This window comes from Solwaraspora sp. WMMB762 (assembly GCF_049179115.1).
GTDB lineage: Bacteria > Actinomycetota > Actinomycetes > Mycobacteriales > Micromonosporaceae > Micromonospora_E.
This window is the reverse complement of sequence record NZ_JBMHMD010000001.1, coordinates 3,897,543-3,919,387: the sequence shown is the minus strand read 5'-3', so window position 1 is coordinate 3,919,387 and position 21,845 is coordinate 3,897,543. Positions and strand designations below refer to the sequence as shown.

At 72.9% G+C, this 21,845-nt stretch carries 16 protein-coding genes and 1 pseudogene; 13 read left to right on the top strand and 4 right to left on the bottom strand.

The genetic code is table 11. From position 1 onward, the window contains the following. The first annotated feature begins 203 nt into the window (after window positions 1-203). The 6 genes from ACN27J_RS17460 (at window position 204) to ACN27J_RS17435 (ending at window position 5,717) form a co-directional block, all read left to right on the top strand. A complete protein-coding gene (locus tag ACN27J_RS17460) occupies window positions 204-935 on the top strand; it encodes an adenosylcobinamide amidohydrolase (RefSeq protein ID WP_421367429.1) in 732 nt (243 codons plus the stop codon). A gap of 76 nt (window positions 936-1,011) precedes the next feature. Beyond that, a complete protein-coding gene (locus ACN27J_RS17455) occupies window positions 1,012-2,136 on the top strand; it encodes a CapA family protein (RefSeq protein WP_421372316.1) in 1,125 nt (374 codons plus the stop codon). A 92-nt stretch (window positions 2,137-2,228) separates the two neighbouring features. Next, the gene (gene nth / locus ACN27J_RS17450; protein ID WP_421372314.1) at window positions 2,229-3,014 is read left to right on the top strand and encodes an endonuclease III; all 786 of its coding nucleotides are present in this window, start codon (window positions 2,229-2,231) and stop codon (window positions 3,012-3,014) included. Then, on the top strand, window positions 3,011-3,724 hold the full coding sequence (locus tag ACN27J_RS17445) for a TlpA family protein disulfide reductase (RefSeq protein WP_421367427.1): 714 nt from the start codon (window positions 3,011-3,013) through the stop codon (window positions 3,722-3,724). The genes nth and ACN27J_RS17445 overlap by 4 nt, the downstream gene beginning before the upstream one ends. Before the next feature lie 8 nt (window positions 3,725-3,732). Beyond that, window positions 3,733-4,476 carry an NUDIX hydrolase gene (locus tag ACN27J_RS17440; protein ID WP_421372312.1) on the top strand — a complete coding sequence of 248 codons (744 nt, stop codon included), beginning with the start codon at window positions 3,733-3,735 and terminating at the stop codon, window positions 4,474-4,476. A 62-nt stretch (window positions 4,477-4,538) separates the two neighbouring features. After that, window positions 4,539-5,717 carry a MarP family serine protease gene (locus ACN27J_RS17435; RefSeq protein WP_278172063.1) on the top strand — a complete coding sequence of 393 codons (1,179 nt, stop codon included), beginning with the start codon at window positions 4,539-4,541 and terminating at the stop codon, window positions 5,715-5,717. On the opposite strand, the gene mycP is transcribed toward ACN27J_RS17435, so the two are convergent. Together mycP and eccCb are read right to left on the bottom strand one after the other, a co-directional pair. Next, entirely contained in the window at window positions 5,638-7,029 is a 1,392-nt protein-coding gene (mycP, locus tag ACN27J_RS17430; protein ID WP_421367425.1) for a type VII secretion-associated serine protease mycosin, read from the bottom strand. The two genes, ACN27J_RS17435 and mycP, sit on opposite strands and share 80 nt — an antisense overlap. Before the next feature lie 42 nt (window positions 7,030-7,071). After that, a complete protein-coding gene (gene eccCb / locus ACN27J_RS17425) occupies window positions 7,072-11,187 on the bottom strand; it encodes a type VII secretion protein EccCb (RefSeq protein WP_421367422.1) in 4,116 nt (1,371 codons plus the stop codon). Between the two features lie 103 nt (window positions 11,188-11,290). Here eccCb and eccD point away from each other — a divergent pair, with 103 nt between their 5' ends. Beyond that, entirely contained in the window at window positions 11,291-12,640 is a 1,350-nt protein-coding gene (gene eccD, locus ACN27J_RS17420; protein ID WP_421367420.1) for a type VII secretion integral membrane protein EccD, read from the top strand. Window positions 12,641-12,661: 21 nt separating this feature from the next. Here the strand turns inward: eccD and ACN27J_RS17415 are convergent, their stop codons facing one another. Further along, window positions 12,662-13,168: an inorganic diphosphatase gene (locus tag ACN27J_RS17415; RefSeq protein WP_123603846.1), complete on the bottom strand. Its 507-nt coding sequence runs from the start codon at window positions 13,166-13,168 to the stop codon at window positions 12,662-12,664. Window positions 13,169-13,781: 613 nt separating this feature from the next. Here ACN27J_RS17415 and dacB point away from each other — a divergent pair. The 3 genes and pseudogenes from dacB to tilS all read left to right on the top strand — a co-directional run. Then, complete coding sequence (dacB, locus tag ACN27J_RS17410; RefSeq protein WP_421367417.1) at window positions 13,782-15,380, top strand: D-alanyl-D-alanine carboxypeptidase/D-alanyl-D-alanine endopeptidase; 1,599 nt, start codon at window positions 13,782-13,784, stop codon at window positions 15,378-15,380. Between the two features lie 51 nt (window positions 15,381-15,431). After that, the gene (locus ACN27J_RS17405; protein ID WP_278172057.1) at window positions 15,432-16,505 is read left to right on the top strand and encodes a zinc-dependent metalloprotease; all 1,074 of its coding nucleotides are present in this window, start codon (window positions 15,432-15,434) and stop codon (window positions 16,503-16,505) included. Between the two features lie 7 nt (window positions 16,506-16,512). After that, window positions 16,513-17,484 (top strand): annotated as a pseudogene (tilS, locus tag ACN27J_RS17400) (tRNA lysidine(34) synthetase TilS); the annotation flags it as partial. A gap of 27 nt (window positions 17,485-17,511) precedes the next feature. Here the strand turns inward: tilS and ACN27J_RS17395 are convergent. Continuing rightward, window positions 17,512-18,474 carry a GlxA family transcriptional regulator gene (locus ACN27J_RS17395; RefSeq protein WP_421367414.1) on the bottom strand — a complete coding sequence of 321 codons (963 nt, stop codon included), beginning with the start codon at window positions 18,472-18,474 and terminating at the stop codon, window positions 17,512-17,514. A gap of 199 nt (window positions 18,475-18,673) precedes the next feature. Between ACN27J_RS17395 and ACN27J_RS17390 the strand changes: the two genes are divergently transcribed. From ACN27J_RS17390 to ftsH, 3 genes are all read left to right on the top strand, one after another. Then, a complete protein-coding gene (locus tag ACN27J_RS17390; RefSeq protein WP_282232607.1) occupies window positions 18,674-18,802 on the top strand; it encodes a hypothetical protein in 129 nt (42 codons plus the stop codon). 93 nt (window positions 18,803-18,895) lie between these two features. Then, entirely contained in the window at window positions 18,896-19,471 is a 576-nt protein-coding gene (hpt, locus tag ACN27J_RS17385; RefSeq protein ID WP_421367411.1) for a hypoxanthine phosphoribosyltransferase, read from the top strand. 284 nt (window positions 19,472-19,755) lie between these two features. Beyond that, window positions 19,756-21,795, top strand: coding sequence for an ATP-dependent zinc metalloprotease FtsH (gene ftsH / locus ACN27J_RS17380; protein WP_421367408.1), 2,040 nt, complete (start codon window positions 19,756-19,758; stop codon window positions 21,793-21,795). Window positions 21,796-21,845: the final 50 nt, after the last annotated feature.

The following is a 21,845-nucleotide window of genomic DNA, read 5'->3' as shown; positions in this document are numbered from 1 at the left end:
GCGCGGCGTCCGTTCCCCGGCACCCCAGCCGTGACCAGCCGCGCGCAGTCAGTCTAGGTGCACTCCGCCCCTGGCCGGATGCGCACCCTCCGAATCTTGATCCAGGAGCGTAACCCAACAGGGTGGATCCGTCGTTAATATGCGGCACCACGCACGCCGACCGGTCACCGCCGTGCGACCGGCGGACGCCGTATCGTCGACCGGTGTCTCCCGACGTCGCCCGACCATGGTTCACCACCCGCACCGAGGACGGTCGGACCCTGCCGTACGCCTGCTGGGCGCTCACCGAGCCGCTGCTGGCCATCAGTTCCGCCCCGCTCGGCGGCGGGATCGGGCTGCGCTGGTGGGTGATCAACGCGACCGTGCCGATGTCGTACCACCGCGACGACCCCGACACCCACCTCGTCGATCTGGCCGAGCAGGCGGACCTGCGCGGACCCGGCGTCGGCCTGCTCACCGGGGTGGACGTGCGTCGGATGGTGACCCGCGACGAGGCCGGCGTGCAGGTGTGGGCGACCGTGGGGCTCGGCACCCCGGTGCTGGCCGCCGCGCCGAGCGCCGCCGGCCCCGCACCGCCGCCGGCCGGGACGATCAACATCGTTGCGGCGCTTCCGGTACGGCTCGGTGAGGCCGCCCTGGTGAACGCGGTCGCCACCATCACCGAGGCGAAGACCCAGGCGCTGGTCGAGCTCGGATTGCGGGCCACCGGCACGGCGACCGACGCGGTGGTGGTGCTCTGCCCGCCCGACGGGCCGGAGCAGCGGTACGGCGGTCCCCGGTCGACGTGGGGCGCGCGGCTCGCCCGGGTGGCGCACGCGGCGGTACGCGGCGGCGCTTCCCGGCATGGTGGCGGGGCGGACTCGCAAAGACGGCAAATCGGACACAGCGACAAACCAGCCGGACGGTTGTCGTCGCCGGCGACCCCCGGCCGGTAGGGTCACGCCAGTGAGTGACGCCCAGCGTGCCGCCCGGGGGCGCCGGCGGCAGGAGCCCGCCGCAGGCCGACCCGTCCTGTCGATCGTCGTGCTGACCGCCGTTCTGCTCGGTGCCGTGCTGATCGGCATCGTCGCGCTCGGCGGGATCGGCCGGTCCGGAACCGAACCGCAGTGGCAGTCGGCTGCCTCGCCGACGGTGGCGTCGCCGACCGCCACCGCGTCGCCGGAGCCGCAGGCGATCTCGATGTCGGCCACCGGCGACATCGTGCTCGGCAACGCCCCCGACCGGCTGCCGCCCGACGGCGGTGCCGGCTTCTTCGACTCGGTGGCCGAGGCCCTCGCCGCCGACCTGGTGATGGGCAACCTGGAGGAGCCGCTGACGGTCGACACCGGCACCGGCAAGTGCGCCCCGGGCGCCGCCCAGTGCCACCAGTTCCGGGCCCCACCCGAGTACGCGGCCCACCTGCGTGACGCCGGGTTCATGCTGCTCAACCAGGCCAACAACCACGGGTACGACTACGGCGAGGCCGGATACCGCAACACCCAGCAGACGCTGGAGGAGCACGGTATGCGGCACACCGGCGCACTCGACCAGATCACCGTGCTGGACGTCGAGGGGGTCAGCGTCGCGGTGGCCGGCTTCTCCTCGTACTCCCCGCCGAACAACAGTCTGATCAACCTGGACGCCGCTGCGGAGGTGGTCCGGCGCGCCGACGAGCAGGCCGACCTGGTCGTCGTGCAGGTCCACATGGGTGCCGAGGGAGCGGAGATGACCCGGGTCACCCCGGGCACGGAGCTGTTCGCCGGAGAGAACCGTGGCGACCCGATGGCCTTCGGCCGGGCGATGATCGACGCCGGGGCGGACCTGATCGTCGGCCACGGCCCGCACGTGCTGCGCGGCATGGAGTTCTACCAGGGCCGGCTGATCGCGTACAGCCTCGGCAACTTCGCCGGTGGCGGCGGCACGTTGAACAACAGCGGCCGGCTGGGTTGGGGCGGGGTGCTGAAGGTGACCCTCGACCCGGACGGCGACTGGGTCGACGGTGAGTTCGTCGCTACCTACATGAACGGCAACGGGCTGCCCGTCGTTGACGAGCAACGCCGCGGGCTCGACCTGGTCCGGGAGCTGAGCGGGTCGGACTTTCCGCAGACCGGCGCCCAGTTCGACGACGACGGCACCATCTCACCACCGTCGGACTGACCCGCCGACGTAGGCTGGCCGGTGTGACACCGCCAGCCCCCCGAGCCGCGACCGCCCCGGCTGCGGCCACCGGAACCGCAGCCACCGGGCCCGTGGCGGTCCGGGCCGTGCGCACCGAGACCGACCTGGGGCGCAAACGTCGTGCCCGGCGGATGGCGCGGCTGCTGGCGCAGATCCATCCGGACGCGCACTGCGAGCTCGACCACGACGGTCCGCTGCAGTTGGCGGTCGCCACCATTCTGTCCGCGCAGTGCACCGACAAGCGGGTCAACGAGGTCACCCCGAAGCTGTTCGCCCGCTACCCGACGGCCGCCGACTACGCCGCCGCCGACCGGGCCGAGCTGGAGGAGCTGATCCGGCCGACCGGCTTCTTCCGCAACAAGGCCGGCTCGCTGATCCGGCTCGGTCAGGCCTTGACCGAGCGGTACGCGGGCGCGGTACCGCGCCGTCTGCCGCAGCTGGTCGAGCTGCCCGGGATCGGCCGCAAGACCGCGAACGTCATCCTCGGTAACGCGTTCGACGTCCCCGGCATCACCGTCGACACGCACTTTCAACGGCTGGTCCGCCGCTGGGCGTGGACCGATGAGTCCGATCCGGTGAAGATCGAACACGCGGTCGGCGCGTTGATCGAGCGCCGGGACTGGACGATGCTGTCCCACCGGGTGATCTTCCACGGCCGACGGGTCTGCCACGCCCGTAGACCGGCCTGCGGCGCGTGTACGCTCGCCCCGCTCTGCCCGGCGTACGGCACCGGTCCGACCGCTTCGGCCGAGGCGGTGAAGCTGCTCAAGGGCCCCCGCGCGAGGGAGCTGGCCGAGCAGGCCGGAATCCCCGCCGACCTGGTGCCGGCGGCGGCCGTCGCCGCCGAGGTGCCATGAGCGCCGGCCGCCCGTCGGGGCCCGGCCGGTGGCTGGGGCTTGGCCGCTGGCTCAGGCCGGGGTCCTGGTTCGCCGCCGCCCTGGTGCCGTTGCTGCTGGTGGCGTCCGGTTGCACCACCGATCCGGGTGCTGCGGCGGGCGACGCTGCCGGAGCGTCCGGACCGGTCCCGTTCGCCGACTGCGCCGGCCTGACCGCGCCGCCCGCTGCGGCGGCCGTCGCCGCGCCGCAACCGTCGACCGGTGGTGCCGCGCCGCAACCGTCGACCGACGTCGGTACGCCGGGCGGCGGCACCCCGCTGCCCGATGTCAGCCTGGCCTGCTTCGCCGACGGGACGGTCATAGACGTCGCGGCGGTACGCGGACCCGCCGTGATCAACTTCTGGGGCTCCTGGTGCCAGCCCTGCCGGGAGGAGCTGCCGGCGCTGCAACGCCTCGCCGACCGTACCGCCGGGCAGCTGCACCTGATCGGCGTCAACACCTACGACGACCGGGATCCCGCCGTCGCCGTCGCCGAGGATCTGGGGCTGCGGTTCCCGAGCCTGGTCGACCGGGACCGGCAGCTGCTGCTGGCGGTCGAGCGGGTCGGCCTGCCGCTGACCCTGTTCGTCGACGGAGACGGCGAGATCCGTCGGACGTACGAGGGCACCGTCGACGACGCCACGCTCGCCGACCTGGTCGAGCGCGAGCTGGGCCTGACGGTGGCCCGGTGACCGACCCACTGTCCTCCGAACCGTTGCCGGCCTGGTGGCAGCCGTTGCTCACCCGGGTACGCTCCGCCCGTACCGCCGATTTCACCCGGGTGGCGACCCCGGCCCGGGGTGGTCGGCCGAGCGCGGTGCTGGTCCTGCTCGGCGAGCATCGGCCGGGTGAGCCCGACGTGCTGCTGCTGCAGCGGGCCGCGACCATGCGCAACCATGCCGGGCAGCCCGCGTTCCCGGGTGGCGCGGCCGATCCGGGCGACCGGGACGCGCGGGCGACCGCGCTGCGGGAAGCCGAGGAGGAGGTCGGGCTGGACCCGGGCAGCGTCACCGTGCTCGCCCAACTGCCCCGGCTGTGGATCCCGGTGAGCGGCTTCGTGGTCACCCCGGTGCTCGGCTGGTGGCATCGGCCACATCCGGTGCATCCCCGACAACCGGAAGAAGTGGCACATGTCACTCGATTGCCGGTCGATGAGCTGGTGGACCCGGACAACCGACTCCAGGTACGCCACCCGAGCGGCTGGGTGTCACCAGCCTTCCAGGTGCGCGGCATGCTGGTCTGGGGATTCACCGCCGGGGTGCTGTCCGCCCTGCTGGACATGGCCGGCTGGGCCGGCGCCTGGCCGACCGGCCGGATCATCGACCTGCCGCCCGAGCCGTCGCCCGGTGGCGATCCGTCGGCCGCCGGTCTGCCCGACACGCTCGGTGACCGGGCCGGCGGCGATGCGGCAACTGTGGACGGCTCCGCCGGCCTGCCGGGCTGACCGCCGGCCGCCACGTCCGTCTGCCGGCCGGGCCGCTCGCCCGGTGCCCGTAGTCTTGACGGGTGTCCGCCGTCGACGTCGTGCTGCTGCTGCTCATGTTGGTATTCGCGATCAGCGGTTACCGCCAGGGATTCCTGATCGGGGTGCTGTCCTTCGCCGGGTTCATCGGCGGCGCACTGGTCGGTCTGCAGCTCGGGCCGCTGCTGGCTGAACAGTTCGTCGACACTGTGGCCCGGGTCGTGGTGTCACTGGTCGCGGTGTTCGGCCTCGCCGTCCTCGGCCAGGCACTGGCCGGCTGGGCCGGCTCCCGGCTGCGGCACGCCATCACCAGCCCGGTGGGGCGCCGAGCCGACGACCTGGGCGGGGCGGCGATCTCGCTGGTGGCGGTGCTGCTCGTGGCCTGGCTGGTCGCGGTGCCACTGGGCTCCTCCGCGATGCCCGGCCTGGCCGGGGCGGTACGCAACAGCGCCCTGCTCAACGGCATCGACCGGGTGATGCCACCGCAGGCGCAGGCGTTGTCCAACGCGCTGCGGGACACCGTCGACACCCGCGGCTTCCCGAACGTCTTCGGCGGGCTCACCCCGACCCGGGTCCGCGAGGTGCCGGCCCCGGACCCGGCGCTGGCCGGTTCCGAGGTGGTGGCGAACGCCCAGCGGTCGGTGGTCAAGGTGCTCGGCTCCGCGCCCCGCTGCTCCCGCCGGATCGAAGGCTCCGGGTTCGTCTACGCCGAGGACCGGGTGATGACCAATGCGCATGTGGTCGCCGGTACGCAGACCGTCGCGGTGGAGGTTCTGGGCGAGCGGCACAACGGCCGAGTGGTGGTCTACGACCCGGAGCGGGACCTGGCGGTCATCTACGTGCCGAACCTGCCGGCTCCGGTGATGCCGTTCGCCGACCGTCCGGCCCCGTCCGGTGCCGACGCGATCGTGCTCGGCTTCCCATTGGACGGGCCGTACGACGCGCAGTCCGCCCGGGTCCGCGACGTCGGACCGATCACCGGCCCGAACATCTATGACGACGGTGAGGTCCTCCGCGAGGTCTACACGATCCGTGCGCTGGTCCGTTCCGGCAATTCCGGAGGCCCGCTGGTCGCGGCCAACGGACTCGTCCTCGGGGTGATCTTCGCGGCGGCGGCGGACGACCCGAACACCGGATTCGCGGTCACCGCCGAGGAGGCGTCGGCGGCGGCGGTTTTGGGAGTACGGAGTACCCGCCGGACCGCCACCGGCGAGTGTGCCTGACGTCGCTGCGGGCAGCCGCCGTCGTCATCCGCATCCGCCGGGCCAGCCAGGTGCCGATTACAGCCGTGACCAGCAGCAGACCACTGCTGAGCAGCCCTTGGCCGCCTTCGCTGCGCTGTCCGCTGATCGGCCCGATCGCCCATCCGGCGCCTTGGTCGCCGGTGTCCTGACCGCCCATCCGGGTCGAGCCGCCGGCCAACGTCGGCGCTGCGGACTCCAGACCGGGAGCCGGGCCGAAGCCGACCACACCCGGGGTCCGGTTGTCGTCGAGCGGATTGCGCGGCACCGCGTCGACCCCGCCGGTCAGCGCGGCTACCGGATCGACCAGGCCGAAGCCGTAGCGGTCGTCCCGGCCCGGCGCGCCCAGGTCACGGGCGGTCTCGATGAGCCGGGTGACCACCGTGCCCGCCGACATCTCCGGGAACCGGGACCGGATCAGTGCCGCGGTCGCGGCCACCAGCGGCGCGGCGAAGCTGGTGCCCTGCACCTGCCAGTAGCCGTCCGGTCGGGCACCGATCAGCCCGGTGGCGGGTGCCGCGAGGACCGTCTCCGGCCCGGTGATCGAACCGGCCCACAGTTGCTCGCCACCCCGGTCCATCCCGGCGACGGCGACGACGCCTGGCTCCCGGGCCGGATACCAGACCCGCGACGTGCCGTTGGCCGAAACGTTGCCGGTGCAGGCGACCACGACGACGTCGCTGGCGAACGCGTAGTCCAGCGCGGCGGCCAGCGCCGGGCTGTCGCCGCTGCCGCCCAGCGACAGGTTGATCACCCGGGCCCCGTTGTCGACCGCCCAGCGGACCGCCTTGGCGACGACCAGCGCGTCGTCGTAGCGGTTCTCCTCGTCGAGCACCCGGACCGGCAGAATCCGGGCGTCCGGGGCGAGCCCGAGCACCCCGTCCTCGTCGTCGTCACGGCCGGCGATCAGCGCGGCGACGGTGGTGCCGTGCCCGACCGGGTCGGACCAGCCGTCACCGTCGTCGACGAAGTCGATCCCGGGTAGTACCTGGCCAGCGAGGTCGATGTGGCTGGCGTCCACCCCGGAATCGATCACCGCGACGGTGATCCCGGCACCGGTGGCGTACTGCCAGGCGGTGGTCGCCGACAACTCCCGCAACTGCCACTGTTCGTCCCGGATCGGGTCGTACCGGACGGGAAGCGCGGCGCTCGCCGCCGCTGCGGAACCCGGGCCGGTGCGTTCCGGCTCGGGCCCGGGTGGCGCGGCCGGGCCGCTGACGGCGGTCACCAGCACCAGCGCCGCCCCGACGAGCCAACGGGCGGCGCTGCGTGGATGGCGCGGCAACGACGTCACAATCTGGCCTTCTCACCCCAGCAGACACTTGCTGCACGGAGGTTACCGCGATTCTGCACTGTCAGAAGCAGTCTTGGGGGAAGCCGATAGCCGGTTCGCGCCGCCCGTGGGCCCGGTCGGATCGGCCGCCGGCAGGTACGCCAGTTGCACCAGACGGATGCCGTCCCGGCGGGTGACCAGCCGACCTCGGCCGGGCGGTAGCGGCGCCGCGCGGACCCCGCCGACAAGTTGCCCCTCGTCAGGGTCGCCGGAGAGCACCAGGCCGGCGGCGGACGACTCGCGCAACTGCTGGACGACGGGCTCGTACAGGGCCCGCCCGGCACCCCCGACGCGGCGGGCGAGCACCAGGTGCAGGCCGACGTCCCTGGCGTGCACCAGATACTCCAACAGCGGCTGGATCGGGTTCACCGACCCGGCCGCGACCAGGTCGTAGTCGTCGACCAGGACGAACAGCTCGGGCCCGGTCCACCAGGATCGGCCGGCCAGCTGCGCGGCGGTGACGTCCGGTCCGGGCAGCCGCCGACGCAGATGATCCGCGGCCGAGTCGATCAGGTCGGTGGTATGCGACGCGGTGCCGCCGTAACCGATCAGGTGGTCGGTGTCCACCGCGCCGAGCAGGCCGCGGCGGTAGTCGACAATGATCAACCGGGCCTGCTCGGGGGCGAACCGACCGGCGACGGTGGTGGCGAGGGCGCGCAGGAAACTCGACTTGCCGGTCTCCGCGTCGCCGAACAGCAGCAGGTGCGGATCCGCGGCGAAGTCGATCGACACCGGTCGCAGGTCCGACTCGGCCAGCCCGATCGGCAGCCGGAGCCCGGCCGTGCTGGTCCGGTCCAGTGCGGCGTACGGCAGCAGGTCCGGTAGCAGCCGGATCGGCGGTGCCGCCGGCCCCGCCCAGCCGTCCGCGAACGCGTCGGTCAGGGTGGACACCGAGGCTACGGCGGCGAGGAAGTGCAGGCCGTCGCTGGTGATCCCGCGGCCCGGCGACCCCGGTGGCACGTTGGCCGCCGACCGGTGCGACACCAGCGAATCGATCGGGTCGCCGAGCCGCAGCTCCAGCCGGGAGCCGAACAGATCCCGCAGCGCCGGCCGGAAGTCAGCCCAGCGGGGTGCCGAGGCGACCAGATGCACCCCGTACGACAGGCCCCGGGTGGCCAGGTCGGTGATCGACGGTTCCAGGTCGTCGTACTCGCCGCGCAGCGTGGTCCAGCCATCGACGACCAGGAAGACGTCACCGTACGGGTCGTCCGGCGCACTGCCGGTCCCGGTCGCGCGGCGGGCGCGGTATGCGGCCATCGACTCCACCCCATCCCGGGCGAACCGCCGCTCCCGGCTCGCGAGCAGGTCGGTGACCTCGGCGACGGTACGCCGTACCGTCGCCGGTTCGGTGCGGACAGTCACCCCGCCGACGTGTGGCAGGTCCCGCAGCCCGGCCAACGCCCCGCCGCCAAAGTCGAGGCAGTACACCTGCACCTCGGCCGGCGAACGGCTCAGCGCCAGGGCGCAGATCAATGTCCGGATCAGCTGGGACTTTCCGCTCTGCGGTGCGCCGACCACCGCGACGTGCCCGGCCGCCCCGTCCAGATCCAGCCACAAGGGATCCCGGCGCTGCTCGTACGGCTTGTCGATGGCGGCGACGGCCACCCGCAGCCGCCCCGACCGGTCCGAATCGGCCACGGCCGGACCCCGACCGGGCACCAGCCGCACCGGACCGAGCAGGTCGGCCAGCCGGGGTGGCTCGCCCAGCGGCGGCAGCCAGATCCGGTGCGCCGGTGGACCGTACCGGGCCAGCCGGTCGATGCTCACCTCGAGCAGGCTGGCGTCGACGCCCGACGGCGCTCCGGCCGGTTCCGGCTGGGTGGTGGCCGTTGGCACCGGGTGCGTCCGGAAGCCGTACAGCCTGGGCGTCGAGCGAGGACCGCCGGCCCGGCGCGGGGCCGGTCGGCGGTACGGCCCGGACACGTAGGCGGCCCGGAACCGGACCGGTGACCCGGTGCCGTACCGCAGGAAACCGTGGCCCGGCTCGCGGGGCAGGTGGTACGCGTCCGGTACGCCGAGGACCGCCCGCGATTCCAGCGCCGAGAAGGTCCGCAGCCCGATCTGGTACGCCAGATGGGTGTCCAGTCCCCGTAACCGGCCCTCATCCACACGTTGTGAGGCGAGCACCAGGTGCATCCCCAGGGACCGTCCGACCCGGCCGATCTGAAGGAAGATGTCGATGAAGTCGGGCTTGGCGGTGAGCAGTTCGGTGAATTCGTCGCAGACGATCACCAGTGACGGCAGCGGCGGCAGGGTCTCGTCGGCCGGCTGCACCCGCAGGTAGTCGTGTCGGCTGGCCAGGTTGCCCGCCCGGCGTAGCAGCTGCTGCCGGCGGACCACCTCACCGTGCAGCGCGTCGGCCATCCGGTCCACCAGCGGTAGCTCCTGCGCCAGGTTGGTGATCACCGCAGCGGTGTGCGGCAATCGATCCAGCGCGGCGAACGTGGCACCACCCTTGAAGTCGATCAGGACGAGGTTCAACGACTCCGGCGGGTGGGTGAGCGCCAACCCGAGGACCAGCGTACGGAGCAGCTCCGACTTGCCGGAGCCGGTGGCGCCGACCACCAGCCCGTGCGGCCCCATGCCCTGCAGCGCCGACTCCTTGAGATCGAGCTCGACCGGGTGCCCCTCGGCGGTGACCCCGAACGGGACCCGCAGGTGGCGGTCGACTGACGGGCTGCGGTCCGGTCCGGCCGTCGTCCACCAGCGGGCACCGGCCCCACCGCTGCCGAAGCCGAGCAGCTGGACCAAGTCCGCCTGGGCCACTGCGGCGGACCGGGCCGGCCCGCTGTTCGTCGCGAGCCGCAACGGGGCGAGCTGCCGGGCGAGGGCCTCCGCTTCGACGACACCCAGCCTGTCGGCCGTCCCGGTATGAGTGGGCCCGGTCGGCTCACGGACGGCCAGCCGACCGGACGGGTCGACCGACAGCTCCACGGTGACCCGGTCGAGTATCCGTGGTGCCGGTACGCCCACCTGGACCACGGTGACGCCGTTCCCGCCCCCGTCGATCGGATCGGTCCCGCCGTCCGCCCCGGTCCCGTCGTCCGCCCCGGTCCCGTCGTCCGCCCCGGTCCCGTCGTCCGCCCCGGTCCCGCCGTTCGGATCGGCGCCGTCGCACACCACCACGACGTGCGCGGGAGACAACGAGTCCAGCAGCCGGGCCAGCTCCACCGCGCTGCCGGCGACCAACCGCAGTGGGCCGGTGGCGTCGGTGCGCTGCGGATGACCAGCGTGCGGTAGCCACTTGACCCACTCCCACCGGTCGCGACGGTCGGCCGGCGCGTAGACCGCGATGCGCAGGTCGTCCGGGGCGTGCAGGACGGCCAGCTGGGCCAGCACCGCGCGGACCAGCGCGGCCGGCGCCCCGTCCGGGGCATCGTCGCCCGACCCGCCGGCGTCGAGCGCCGGGTCGGCTGCCGGCAGCTGCTCGGCGCCGGACCTGTCGGTGTCGTCCGGCCGTCCGACGACGAAGATCCGGGCGACGTCGCGCAGTCCGACCACGATCGGCAACCCAGGTACCAGCGAGTACGAGTCGATGAACCGGCGTAACGCCGCGGCGGTGAGCGGCTCGATCTCGTCCACCGGCCGGTCGTCGGCCGGCGGCACGAGCGGGGTGGCGAGTGGGCGCGATCCGACCCCGACCCGTACGGTCGCGAAATCCCGGTCATGCGGTCGGCGCTCCCAGACCCGGCTGCTCGCCGCCGTCGACCACAACCGACCGGGCTCCGGGTACCGGTAGTTCAGCGCCGTTCGTTGCCGGTCCACGGTCCCCCGGACCTGGCTGCGCAGGCCGGCCAACTGCCGTAGGTAGCGACGCCGGGCCAGGTCGGTCGCGGACCGCGCGCCGGTGCCAGGTGCGGAGTTCCAACTGGTCGCCAACATGGCCAGCGTCGACACCCCGAACACCGCGGCCATCAGGTACGGGTAGACCCCGCCGTCGCGGCCCGGCAGCACCGCCATCGCCACCGATCCGCCAGCCATCGGCAGCAGGGCCAGCAGGCGTTGCCAGCGGCCGGAGTCCGGATCGGCGACCTGCGGCGGCGGCGGGATGCGGACCTCCCCGGCCGGGATCTCGGGTGCCGGACGACGCTCGGATCTCTTGAGGACGATGCCCGCCATCGCGTCAGCTAACACCTACGTAGAGTGTTCCGCAATGGATCGGCGGTGGATGGTGGTCGCCGGGCCGGCACCGGCCCGGCCGTTGCGGCGTTGAGGAGGGACGATGAACGTGAGCCTGGCCAGGATCACCGTCTGCGGACCGCGCCGCCGACTGGATCTCGCCCTGCCCGGACACGTGCCGGTCGCCGAACTGCTGCCGGAACTGCTGCGACACAACGGGGACGGGCTGGCCGACGACGGTGAACGGCACGGCGGCTGGGTGCTGCGTCGGGCGGACGGGGTACCGGTGTCCGCCGGGCAGGCGCTGCACCAGCAGGGGATCCGCGACGGCGACGTGCTGCATCTGGTGCCCGGGCGGACCTACTGGCCGGAGCCGGAGTACGACGACGTCGCCGAGGCGATCGCGGCCGCCGCCCGACAGCAGGGCCGGACCTGGTCGGCCGCGACGACCAGAGGGTACGCGCTCGGCGCGGCCGGCCTGTGGCTCGGGGTGGGATGGCTGGTGCTGGTCGGGGCCGGCACCGCAACGGCCGAGCGGGCATGGGCGGCGGCCCTCGTCGGGGCTGCGGTGCTGGTCGTCGGGGTACTAACCGGGCGGGTCTGGCGGGACGCGGCGGCCAGCGTCGTGCTCGGGGCCGGCTCGTTGCCGTACGCGTTCGCCGCGGGTCTGCTCGCCGCCGGCGACGGCGGTCCGGTCGGGCTCCGTCCCGACGACTGGCCGACCGCCGCGGCCCTGGCGACCGGGTTGCTGGTGCTGCTGGGCGCGGCGGTGACCGCTGGGGCCGCAGTGGCCGCCGGCGGGCCGATCTTCGTCGCCGTGGCGACCGTGGCCGGGCTCGGCTCGATGGCGGCCGTCGCCGCGTCGACGGTCACCGGGGCGTCCGGCGCGGCGGCCGGACTGCTGGTGGTAGTCGGTTGCGGGGTCGGGTTGCTGCCCCGACTCGCCGTCCGGCTCGGCCAGGTGCCGACGGTCGTCGGGACGGGTGACCTGGTGTCGCGTACCGTGGTCCGGGCCGAGCGGCTGCTCACCGGGATGCTGATCGGGTACGCCGCCGTCGGCGTCGCGGCCAGCGTGGTACTGGCGCAGGTCGGCGGCGTGGTCGGGGTGGTGCTGGTCGGCGTCGTCGGGCTGGCGATGTCGCTGCGCTCGCGGACGTTCGTCAGCACCCGGCAGCGGCTGTCACTGCTCGTCGCGGGGACAGCGGCCACGACGCTGTGCGTGTTCGGCGTGCTGACCGCGTACCTACCGGTGCCGACGCCGACGTTGGTCGTAGCTGGGGGCGTGGTCGCGGTGTCGACCGCCGCAGCCGGTGCCCGGTACGCCGGCCGGTCACCGTCGCCGTATCTGAGCCGGGCGGCCGACCTGCTGGAGATCACCGTGCTGATCTGCGTCGTTCCGCTGGCCGGTGCCGTCTTCGGGCTCTACCGGTGGGCGGTCGGGCTGCCCGGCTGAGCAGCCCGACGCCTGATCAGGTCAGTGGGCCGACTCGCCGCGCTCCAAGGCGGCCTCCCGGCGGCGGAACGACGCCTGAATCTCCGCTTCCGCCTCGACCCGGCCGACCCAGGTCGCGCCTTCGACCGACTTGCCCGGCTCCAGGTCCTTGTAGACGACGAAGAAGTGCTGGATCTCCAGCCGGTCGAACTCGCCGAGGTGGTGGATGTCGCGCAGGTGCTCCTGACGGGGGTCCTCGTACGGCACGCAGAGCACCTTGTCGTCGGCGCCCTTCTCGTCCTTCATCCGGAACATGCCGATGGCCCGGCACCGGATGAGGCATCCTGGGAAGGTGGGTTCCGGTACGAGCACCAGGGCGTCCAGCGGGTCGTCGTCCTGCCCGAGGGTGCCCTCGATGAAACCGTAGTCGGCTGGATACTGCGTCGAAGTGAACAGGGTGCGGTCCAGCCGGATCCGGCCGGTCGCATGATCGACCTCATACTTGTTCCGGTGACCCTTGGGGATCTCAACCGTAACGTCGAAATCCATACTCACGCTCCCTCGTCGCCCGCGCTGGCTACGGAAATAGAGCGGTACGCCGTCCGGGCGTTGCCCCGCCCGACCGTTTCGGCTCCCGCTCGCTTTGTGAACACAAGTAGTGTCGCCTAGTCCGTTCGTCAGTTGGGAGGTGGGGCCGGTGGGGAGGGAAGACTCACAGTCCGCTGGAGCCGTCGGTGAACCCGATCGGGCTGACGGAGCGCCAGACCCCGCGTCGCAGGGTAGCGGACCATCTGCGAAAAGTGACCAAGTGGTCCCGTCGGAGGACTCTGCCGCCGCCCCGGCCGGTGTGCGCAATCCGGATCCAACGGCATCGGGCCGGACCGCCCCGCCGCCGGCCGCCCCGCCGCCGCCCACCGGTACGGCATCTGTTACAGCGACCCCGCCGGTCACCGGGTCGGCGCCCGCGACCGGCCGAGCCACCGTGCCGACCGCGACCGGCGGCACCGACGCGGCTCCGGCCGACGTCTCGACCGGCGGCCACCGGGGACGCGCGTCAGTGCCGGCTCATGGCACCGCCAGACCGGTACCGCCGGGCGAGTCTGCGCCGGCTGGCTCTGTGCCGGCCGAGTCTGTGCCGGCTGAGTCTGTGCCGGCTGGCTCTGTGCCGGCTGAGTCTGTGCCGGCCGAGCCGGCGCCATCGGCCGGCCAGTCGTCACCTGACCGGCACCGCCGGGCCCGGGTGCTGATCGCCGCCGTCGCCGGTGCCGTCCTGCTGGCCGGCGGGACCTCGATCGCGGTGCTCCAACCAGGGCCGGTGGCCGGCTGGCTCGGCGCCCCCGAGGTGAGTCCTAGCCCGAGCACGTCCACCGAGCCGACGCCCGGCCCGGTGCTGGCCGGGTTGGCCGCCGACGCCCCGATTCCCACCGTCGCCGGGCTGACCGAGACGCTGGACAAGGCGATCAGCCGGTCCGGCCTCGGTGACCGGGTGCACGTCTCGGTCCGGGACATGACGACCGGCGCGGTCCTGTACGGTCGCGAACCGGCGGTGCTGACCGTGCCCGCGTCGACCACCAAGCTGGTCACCGCGGCGACGGTGCTGGCCGCGGTCGGGCCGACACACCGGATCCCGACCCGGGTGGTCGCGGGAGCCGCGCCCGGCGAGGTGGTGCTGATCGGCGGCGGTGATCCGACCGTGTCGATCGACGACACCGGGTTCTATCCGGGGGCCGCCCGGCTCGACGTGCTGGCCGCCGCCACCCGTACCGCCCTCGGCGACACGGCGCCGACCAAGGTGCTGATCGACAGTTCGCTCTTCTCCGGGCCGGCGTTCGGGCCCGGGTGGGACGACGACATCCCGACCGGCGGGTACGCGGCCGCGATCACCGCGCTGATGGTGGACGGTGCCCGGACCGATCCCGCCGCCGCCAAAGGCTGGGCGCCGCGCTCGGCCGCACCGGACCTGGCTGCCGGCCGGGCCTTCGCCCGGGCTCTCGGGCTGCCGGCGGACGCGGTGGACACCACCCCGGCCGGCTACACCGACCAGCTGCCGGGCTCGCCGACGCAGCCCGTCGGCGGCACCGACGCGGTCGCCAGCGCACCGACCTCGTCGGCGACCGGTCAGCCGGCGACCCCCGACGGGTCGTCGGGGGCGAACCCCGACCAGCCGACGGAGGTCGGCCCAGGTGCCGAGCTGGCCCGGATCGAATCGCCGCCGATGGCCCGGCTGGTCGAGATGATGCTCTCCGACAGCGACAACGTCCTCGCCGAGGCACTCGCCCGGCAGGTCGCCATCGCCCGGGGCGAACCCGCGTCGTTCGCCGGGGCGGCGGTCGCGATGGACGCCGTACTGGCTGAACTCGGGTTGCCGGCCGACCAGAGCGACCTGTACGACGGCAGCGGCCTGTCCCGCAGCAACCGGGTGACCCCGGGACTGCTGACCGAGCTGACCGTGCTCGCCGGCAGCGGCGACCGCCCCGCGCTGACCGGACTGTTCTCCGGTCTGCCGGTCGCCGCCTGGTCCGGCACCCTGCAGGGGCGGTACCAGGCGGCGGACGCCCCGCAGCGGGTCGGCGCGGGCGTGGTGCGGGCCAAGACCGGGTCGTTGTCCGGCATCAACGCGTTGGCCGGCACGGTGACCACCGCCGACGGCCGACTGTTGGCGTTCGCGGTGCTGGCCGACGAGGTGCCGTTGCTCATCGACGCCGCCCAGGCCGGCCTGGACCGGATCGCCGCGACGCTGGCCAGGTGCGGTTGCCGTTGACCGGGGCATGATCACCGGGGTCGGCGGGCGTCACCCGGGTACGGTGGGTGCATGGCGCAGTTCGTGGACTGGGATCTGGCCGCCGCAACCGCCGGCGCGCTGAGCAAGTCGGGGCCGAAGGCTTCGCTCGACGAAGCAACCGAGGTGGTCAACGACCTTCGCCGGCTGACCGACGAAGCGGCCGGACACGTCGTGGCGTACACCGGTCTGCAGGCCCAGGTCGCGCACCCGCCGGTGCGGGTGGTCGACCGGCGGGACTGGGCCGTCGCCAACATCGCCGGGCTGCGTGACGTGATCACACCGCTGGTCTCCCGGGCGGCCGGGGACCGACAGCCGGGCGCGCTCACCGACGCGATCGGCTCCCGGGTCACCGGGGTGCAGGCCGGCACGGTGCTCGGCTACCTCTCCGGCCGGGTGCTCGGCCAGTACGAGGTGTTCTCCGGCGATCCCGGCCAGCTGCTGCTGGTCGCCCCGAACATCGTCGAAGTGGAGCGGAAACTGCACGCCGATCCGCGTGACTTCCGACTCTGGGTCTGCCTGCACGAGGTCACCCACCGCACCCAGTTCACCGCCGTGCCATGGATGCGCGGCCACTTCCTGGGCCAGGTTCAGGCGTTCGTCGACGCCTCACAGGCCGGCGGTGACAACTTCGTCGACCGGGTCCGGCGCGGGGTCGGCACCCTCGCCGAGTCGATCCGCGACCCGCAGAGCCGGGCCAGCGTGCTGGACATCGTGCAGACCCCTGCGCAGCGCGCCGTACTCGACCGGCTGACCGCGCTGATGACCCTGCTGGAAGGGCATGCCGAGTTCGTCATGGACGGGGTCGGGCCGGAGATCATCCCAACCGTGGAGCAGATCCGGGCCGGCTTCAACCGCCGCCGCGAGGCTGGCAACCCGTTGGAGAAGGCGATCCGCCGGCTGCTCGGCGTGGACGTCAAGATGCGCCAGTACGCCGAGGGCCGCAAGTTCGTGCACGGTGTGGTGGACCGGGTCGGCATGGCCGGCTTCAACAAGGTCTTCGACTCCCCGTTGACCCTGCCCCGGCTGGAGGAGCTGGGCGATCCGGACGCCTGGGTGGCCCGGGTGCACGGCCCGATCTCCGGTTCACCGCCGACCGTCGCCTGAGTCGCAGGTGCCCAGGCTCGCTCCAGCTGTCGCCGAGCTGCGTGTCGCGGTCCGGCAGATGCTGCGTGACCACGCCGGCCGGCTGGTGTTGGTGGCCTGCTCCGGCGGCCCGGACTCGTTGGCCCTGGCGGCAACGGTCGCGTTCGTCGCCCCCCGCTGCGGGGTCTCTGCCGGGCTGGTGACCGTCGACCACGGATTGCAGGCGGGGTCCGCCGAGCGGGCCCGGGACGTGGCCGGCTGGGCGGCCCGGGCCGGCTTCGACCCGGTCGAGACCGTCGCCGTCGAGGTCGGTGCCGAAGGTGGCCCGGAGGCGGCGGCGCGTACCGCCCGCTACGCCGCGCTGACCCGGGCGGCCCGCCGGCACCGGGCGGCCGCGGTGCTGCTCGGCCACACCCGCGACGACCAGGCGGAGACGGTGCTGCTGGCGCTGGCCCGGGGCGCCGGTCCGGCCGGCCTGTCCGGGATGCCGCCGGCCCGCCAGGTCGACGGCGTGCCGGTGCTGCGTCCGCTGCTGGACGTGGGGCGGGAGCAGACCCGGGCGGCGTGCGTGGCGCTCGGCCTCACCCCGTGGACCGACCCGCACAACACCGACCCGGCGTACACCCGGGCCCGGGTCCGGGCCGACGTGCTGCCGGCCCTGGTCGACGCGCTCGGTGCCGCGGTGGTGGCGAACCTGGCGCGCACCGCCACGCTGGTAGCCGCCGACAACGCGGCGCTCGACGGGCTGGCCGACGCCGCGTCGGCCCAAGCCGCCACACCCGGTGGTGGGCTGAGGGTTCCGGTCCTGGCCGAGCTGCCGGACGCGGTGCGGACCCGGGTGCTGCACCGCTGGGCGCTGCGGCTCGGTGCGCCGGCCGGGGCCCTGGCGTACCGGCATGTCACCGCTCTCGACGCACTGGTCACCCGGTGGCGTGGGCAGCGGGCGGTGCACCTGCCAGGTGGTATCGAGGTGCGCCGGGCCGGTGGTGAACTGTCGGCTGACCGGTCAGCCCCCGGTGCGACCGGCTCAGCCGACGGCGGTCCGGTCGCGGAACGTGCCACGGTACGCCTGGGGCGTGGCACCGACCCGCCGGCTGAAGTGGTGCCGGAGGGTCGCGGCGTCACCGAAGCCGCACCGCCGGGCCACCGTCTCCACCCCCAGGCTGGTCTCCTCCAGTAGCTGGCGGGCCAGCAGCACCCGCTGGCCGGTGAGCCAGTCGTGCGGCGTGGTGCCGGTCTCGGCGCGGAAGCGGCGGGCGAAGGTACGCGGCGCCATGTGTGCCCGGGCAGCCAGTTCCTCCACGCTGATCGTGGCATCCAGGTGCTGCTGCATCCAGACCAGTACCGGCTCCAGCGTGGCCGCTGTCGGGCTGTCCGCGATCGGCGTCTCGATGAACTGGGCCTGCCCGCCGTCGCGGTGCGGCGGCACCACCATCCGGCGGGCCAGTCTGGTCGCCAGGGCGGAGCCGTGCTCCTGGCGGACCAGGTGCAGGCAGGCGTCGATCCCGGCGGCGGTGCCGGCGCTGGTCAGCACGTTGCCGTCGGCCACGTACAACGAGTTGCACCGGACCCGGGCGGTCGGGTGGCGGCGGGCCAGCTCGTCGGCGTACCGCCAGTGGGTGGTGCATTCGCGGCCGTCGAGCAGGCCGGCGGCGCCGAGCACGAACGCGCCGGAGCAGACGCTGAGCAGGGTGGCGCCGCGGCGGTCGGCGGCGCGTAACGCGTCGACCACCGGTGCGGCGACGGCGTCGTGGAAGCTGGCCGCGGGCACGGCGACCAGGTCGGCGTCGGCGACCGGCCGCAGATCGGCGGTGGGTAGCAGCGAGAAGCCGGAGCTGGTGCGGACCGGGCCGCCATCGACCGTGCAGACGTCGAAGCGGTACCCAGGGAAGCCGTCCGCGGTGCGGTCCAGCCCGAAGACCTCGCAGACCACCCCGAGCTCGAACGGGGCGACGCCGTCGAGCGCGATCACCGCGACGGTACGGAGCATGCGACGAGTCTAGCCCACCGGTGGCAGGATTTCGATGAACAGTGGCATCTCTGCCGCTGTTCGCTCAGCGGGCCGGCGCGCAGACTGGTATCGACGTCCGGTGCGCACCGGCGGCACACCCATTCAGGACCAGGGTGAACACACCCATCGGGACCAGGGTGAACCTCCCGTCAGGACCAGCGTGAAGGTGGCTGCCGCCATGGAACTACTCATCGTCGTATCGATCATTCTGCTGCTCGCCGCCGCCTCGGCGGCCGGCCTCACCCGGGACAGCCGTGACTCGGCCGACTGGCGGCCGAGCCGGGACGGGGACCGCCTGCCCCGGTGACCATCGGCTGGACCCACCGTCACCCATCGGCGCCACGTGGTCATCCGCCGGCCCCGGTGTCGGCCGGCCGGCCGGATGCGGCAGGCTTAGCGCATGGCTGACGGCTCCTGGTACGACGCCGACATCGACCACGTGATCATTTCCGAGGAACAGATCCGCGACAAGACCGCGGAACTCGCCAAGCAGATCGCCACCGACTACGCCGACGTGACGGGTGGGCTGCTGCTGGTCTGCGTGCTCAAGGGCGCGGTCATGTTCATGGCCGACTTCGCCCGTGAGCTCGGCCGGCAGGGCCCTCCCGTCGAGTTGGAGTTCATGGCCGTCTCCTCCTACGGGCAGGGCACCACCTCCTCCGGCGTGGTCCGCATCCTCAAGGACCTGGAGCGGGACATCGCCGGTCGGCATGTGGTGGTGGTCGAGGACATCATCGACTCCGGCCTCACCCTGTCCTGGCTGCTGAAGTACCTGGCGTCCAGGTCGGCGGCGAGCGTGGAGGTGGTCGCGCTGTTCCGCAAGCCGGAGGCGGTCAAGGTGCAGGTCCCGGTGCGGTACGTCGGCTTCGACATCCCCACCGAGTTCGTGGTCGGCTACGGCCTGGACTTCGCCGAGCGGTACCGCGAGCTGCCCTACGTCGGGGTGCTCAAGCCCGAGGTGTACGCCCGCCGCTGACCGCCGCTGACCGCCGCTGGTGTGTCAGCCGTCGGGAAACTCCCCGGGACGTCCAGGCCACTCCCAGGAAACAGCGCTACGGTATGCGGTGGCGCGGGTCAGCTGACCGCGCCGACGTGGGACCAGCGGACGGAGCGCGGGTCGACCGGGCTCGCGGACGCGCACCTCGTCACCACGGTGTACCTTCGAATGACCGTGGCGCTCGGTTGGCGCCCCGGAGTGGCTAACCAGACGGTCAGAACGTCGATCAGGAGGGTCCGGGCGCTGCGGCGCTCGACATACGTATGGAACGTACGCGTTTCTTCCGCCGGCCGGTGGTCTGGATCATCCTGGTGATCATCGGTGCGATAGCGCTCAGCTCGTTCTTCACCAACGGCCCCAGCTACCACAAGGTGGACACCTCGGTGGCGCTGGAGCGGCTGGAGCGGGGCGGCATCGACAAGGCGATATTCCAGGACCGGGAGCAGACGCTCCGGCTCGACCTCGCCGAGCCGGAAGAGTTCGGCGACACCGAGACCGACCGGATCGAGGCCCAGTTCCCGTACGAGGTCGGCGACGAGATCTGGACCGACGTGCTGGCCGCCAAGGAGGCCGGCCGGGTCACCGGCCCGGCCGAGGCCGAGGTGTCGTCGGACAGCATCTTCATCACCCTGCTGGTCAACCTGCTGCCGATCGCCATCCTGGTGATCCTGCTGCTGCTGTTCATGTCGCAGATGCAGGGCGGCGGGTCCCGGGTGCTCAACTTCGGCAAGTCCAAGGCGAAGGTGATCACCAAGGACACCCCGAAGACCACCTTCGCCGACGTGGCCGGCTCCGAGGAGGCCGTCGAGGAGCTGCAGGAGATCAAGGACTTCCTGCAGAACCCGGCGAAGTACCAGGCCCTCGGTGCCAAGATCCCCAAGGGCGTACTGCTCTTCGGTCCGCCCGGCACCGGTAAGACCCTGCTTGCCCGGGCGGTGGCCGGCGAGGCCGGTGTGCCGTTCTACTCGATCTCCGGGTCCGACTTCGTCGAGATGTTCGTCGGTGTCGGTGCCAGCCGGGTCCGTGACCTGTTCGAGCAGGCCAAGGCGAACGCCCCGGCGATCGTCTTCGTCGACGAGATCGACGCGGTCGGTCGGCACCGCGGTGCCGGCATGGGCGGCGGCCACGACGAGCGGGAGCAGACCCTCAACCAGTTGCTGGTCGAGATGGACGGCTTCGACACCAAGGGCGGCGTGATCCTGATCGCCGCCACCAACCGGCCCGACATCCTCGACCCGGCGCTGCTGCGCCCCGGCCGGTTCGACCGGCAGATCCCGGTCGACGCCCCGGACATGGAGGGCCGCAAGGCGATCCTGCGGGTGCACGCCCGGGGCAAGCCGTTCGCCCCGGACGTCGACCTGGACGCGGTGGCCCGGCGTACCCCCGGATTCAGCGGTGCCGACCTGGCCAACGTGATCAACGAGGCGGCGCTGCTGACCGCCCGGCAGGACGCCCGGGCGATCACCAACGAGGCCCTGGAGGAGTCGATCGACCGGGTGGTCGCCGGCCCGCAGCGGCGGACCCGGGTGATGGGCGACAAGGAGAAGAAGATCACCGCCTACCACGAGGGCGGTCACGCCCTGGTGGCCTGGGCCCTGCCACACGCCGCCCCGGTGCACAAGGTGACCATCCTGTCCCGGGGGCGGTCGCTGGGCCACACCCTGGTGTTGCCGACCGAGGACAAGTACACCCAGACCCGCGCCGAGATGATCGACACCCTGGCGTACGCCCTCGGTGGCCGGGCCGCCGAGGAGCTGGTCTTCCACGAGCCCACCACCGGTGCCGGCAACGACATCGAGAAGGCCAGCGCGCTGGCCCGGGCCATGGTCACCCAGTACGGCATGAGCGCCAAACTCGGCGCCGTCAAGTACGGCACCAACGGCGACGAGCCCTTCCTCGGCCGGACCATGGGCCACGAGCGGGACTACTCGGACTCGATCGCCGCCGAGATCGACAGCGAGGTCCGCGCCCTCATCGAGCTGGCCCACGACGAGGCCTGGGAGATCCTGGTCGAGTACCGCGACGTGCTCGACACCATGGTGCTGGAGCTGATGGAGAAGGAGACCATCTCGCAGTCCGACATGGCCCGGATCTGCGAGCGGGTGGTCAAGCGGCCACCGATGGCACCCTTCAACGGCTTCGGCAAGCGGCAACCGTCCACCGAGCCGCCGGTGCTGACCCCGGCCGAGAAGGAGGACCTCGGCCGGCAGGCGGTCGCCGACGGGGCACAGGCCGTCTTCGGCGGCGGTATGTCCGCAAACTCGGACGGCAGCATGTCCATGAACTCGGACGGCACCTCCTGAGCAGCCCGAACCTACCGTCCAGCGCGTCGTCGACCGAACCGGACGACGAC

Coding starts and splice junctions, on each gene's coding strand:
- ACN27J_RS17390 (WP_282232607.1), top strand. CDS start 18,674: ATGGAACTACTCATCGTCGTATCGATCATTCTGCTGCTCGCCGCCGCC.
- ACN27J_RS17405 (WP_278172057.1), top strand. CDS start 15,432: ATGGCGCAGTTCGTGGACTGGGATCTGGCCGCCGCAACCGCCGGCGCG.
- ftsH (WP_421367408.1), top strand. CDS start 19,756: ATGGAACGTACGCGTTTCTTCCGCCGGCCGGTGGTCTGGATCATCCTG.
- ACN27J_RS17395 (WP_421367414.1), bottom strand. CDS start 18,474: ATGCTCCGTACCGTCGCGGTGATCGCGCTCGACGGCGTCGCCCCGTTC.
- eccD (WP_421367420.1), top strand. CDS start 11,291: ATGAACGTGAGCCTGGCCAGGATCACCGTCTGCGGACCGCGCCGCCGA.
- ACN27J_RS17445 (WP_421367427.1), top strand. CDS start 3,011: ATGAGCGCCGGCCGCCCGTCGGGGCCCGGCCGGTGGCTGGGGCTTGGC.
- eccCb (WP_421367422.1), bottom strand. CDS start 11,187: ATGGCGGGCATCGTCCTCAAGAGATCCGAGCGTCGTCCGGCACCCGAG.
- hpt (WP_421367411.1), top strand. CDS start 18,896: ATGGCTGACGGCTCCTGGTACGACGCCGACATCGACCACGTGATCATT.
- ACN27J_RS17415 (WP_123603846.1), bottom strand. CDS start 13,168: ATGGATTTCGACGTTACGGTTGAGATCCCCAAGGGTCACCGGAACAAG.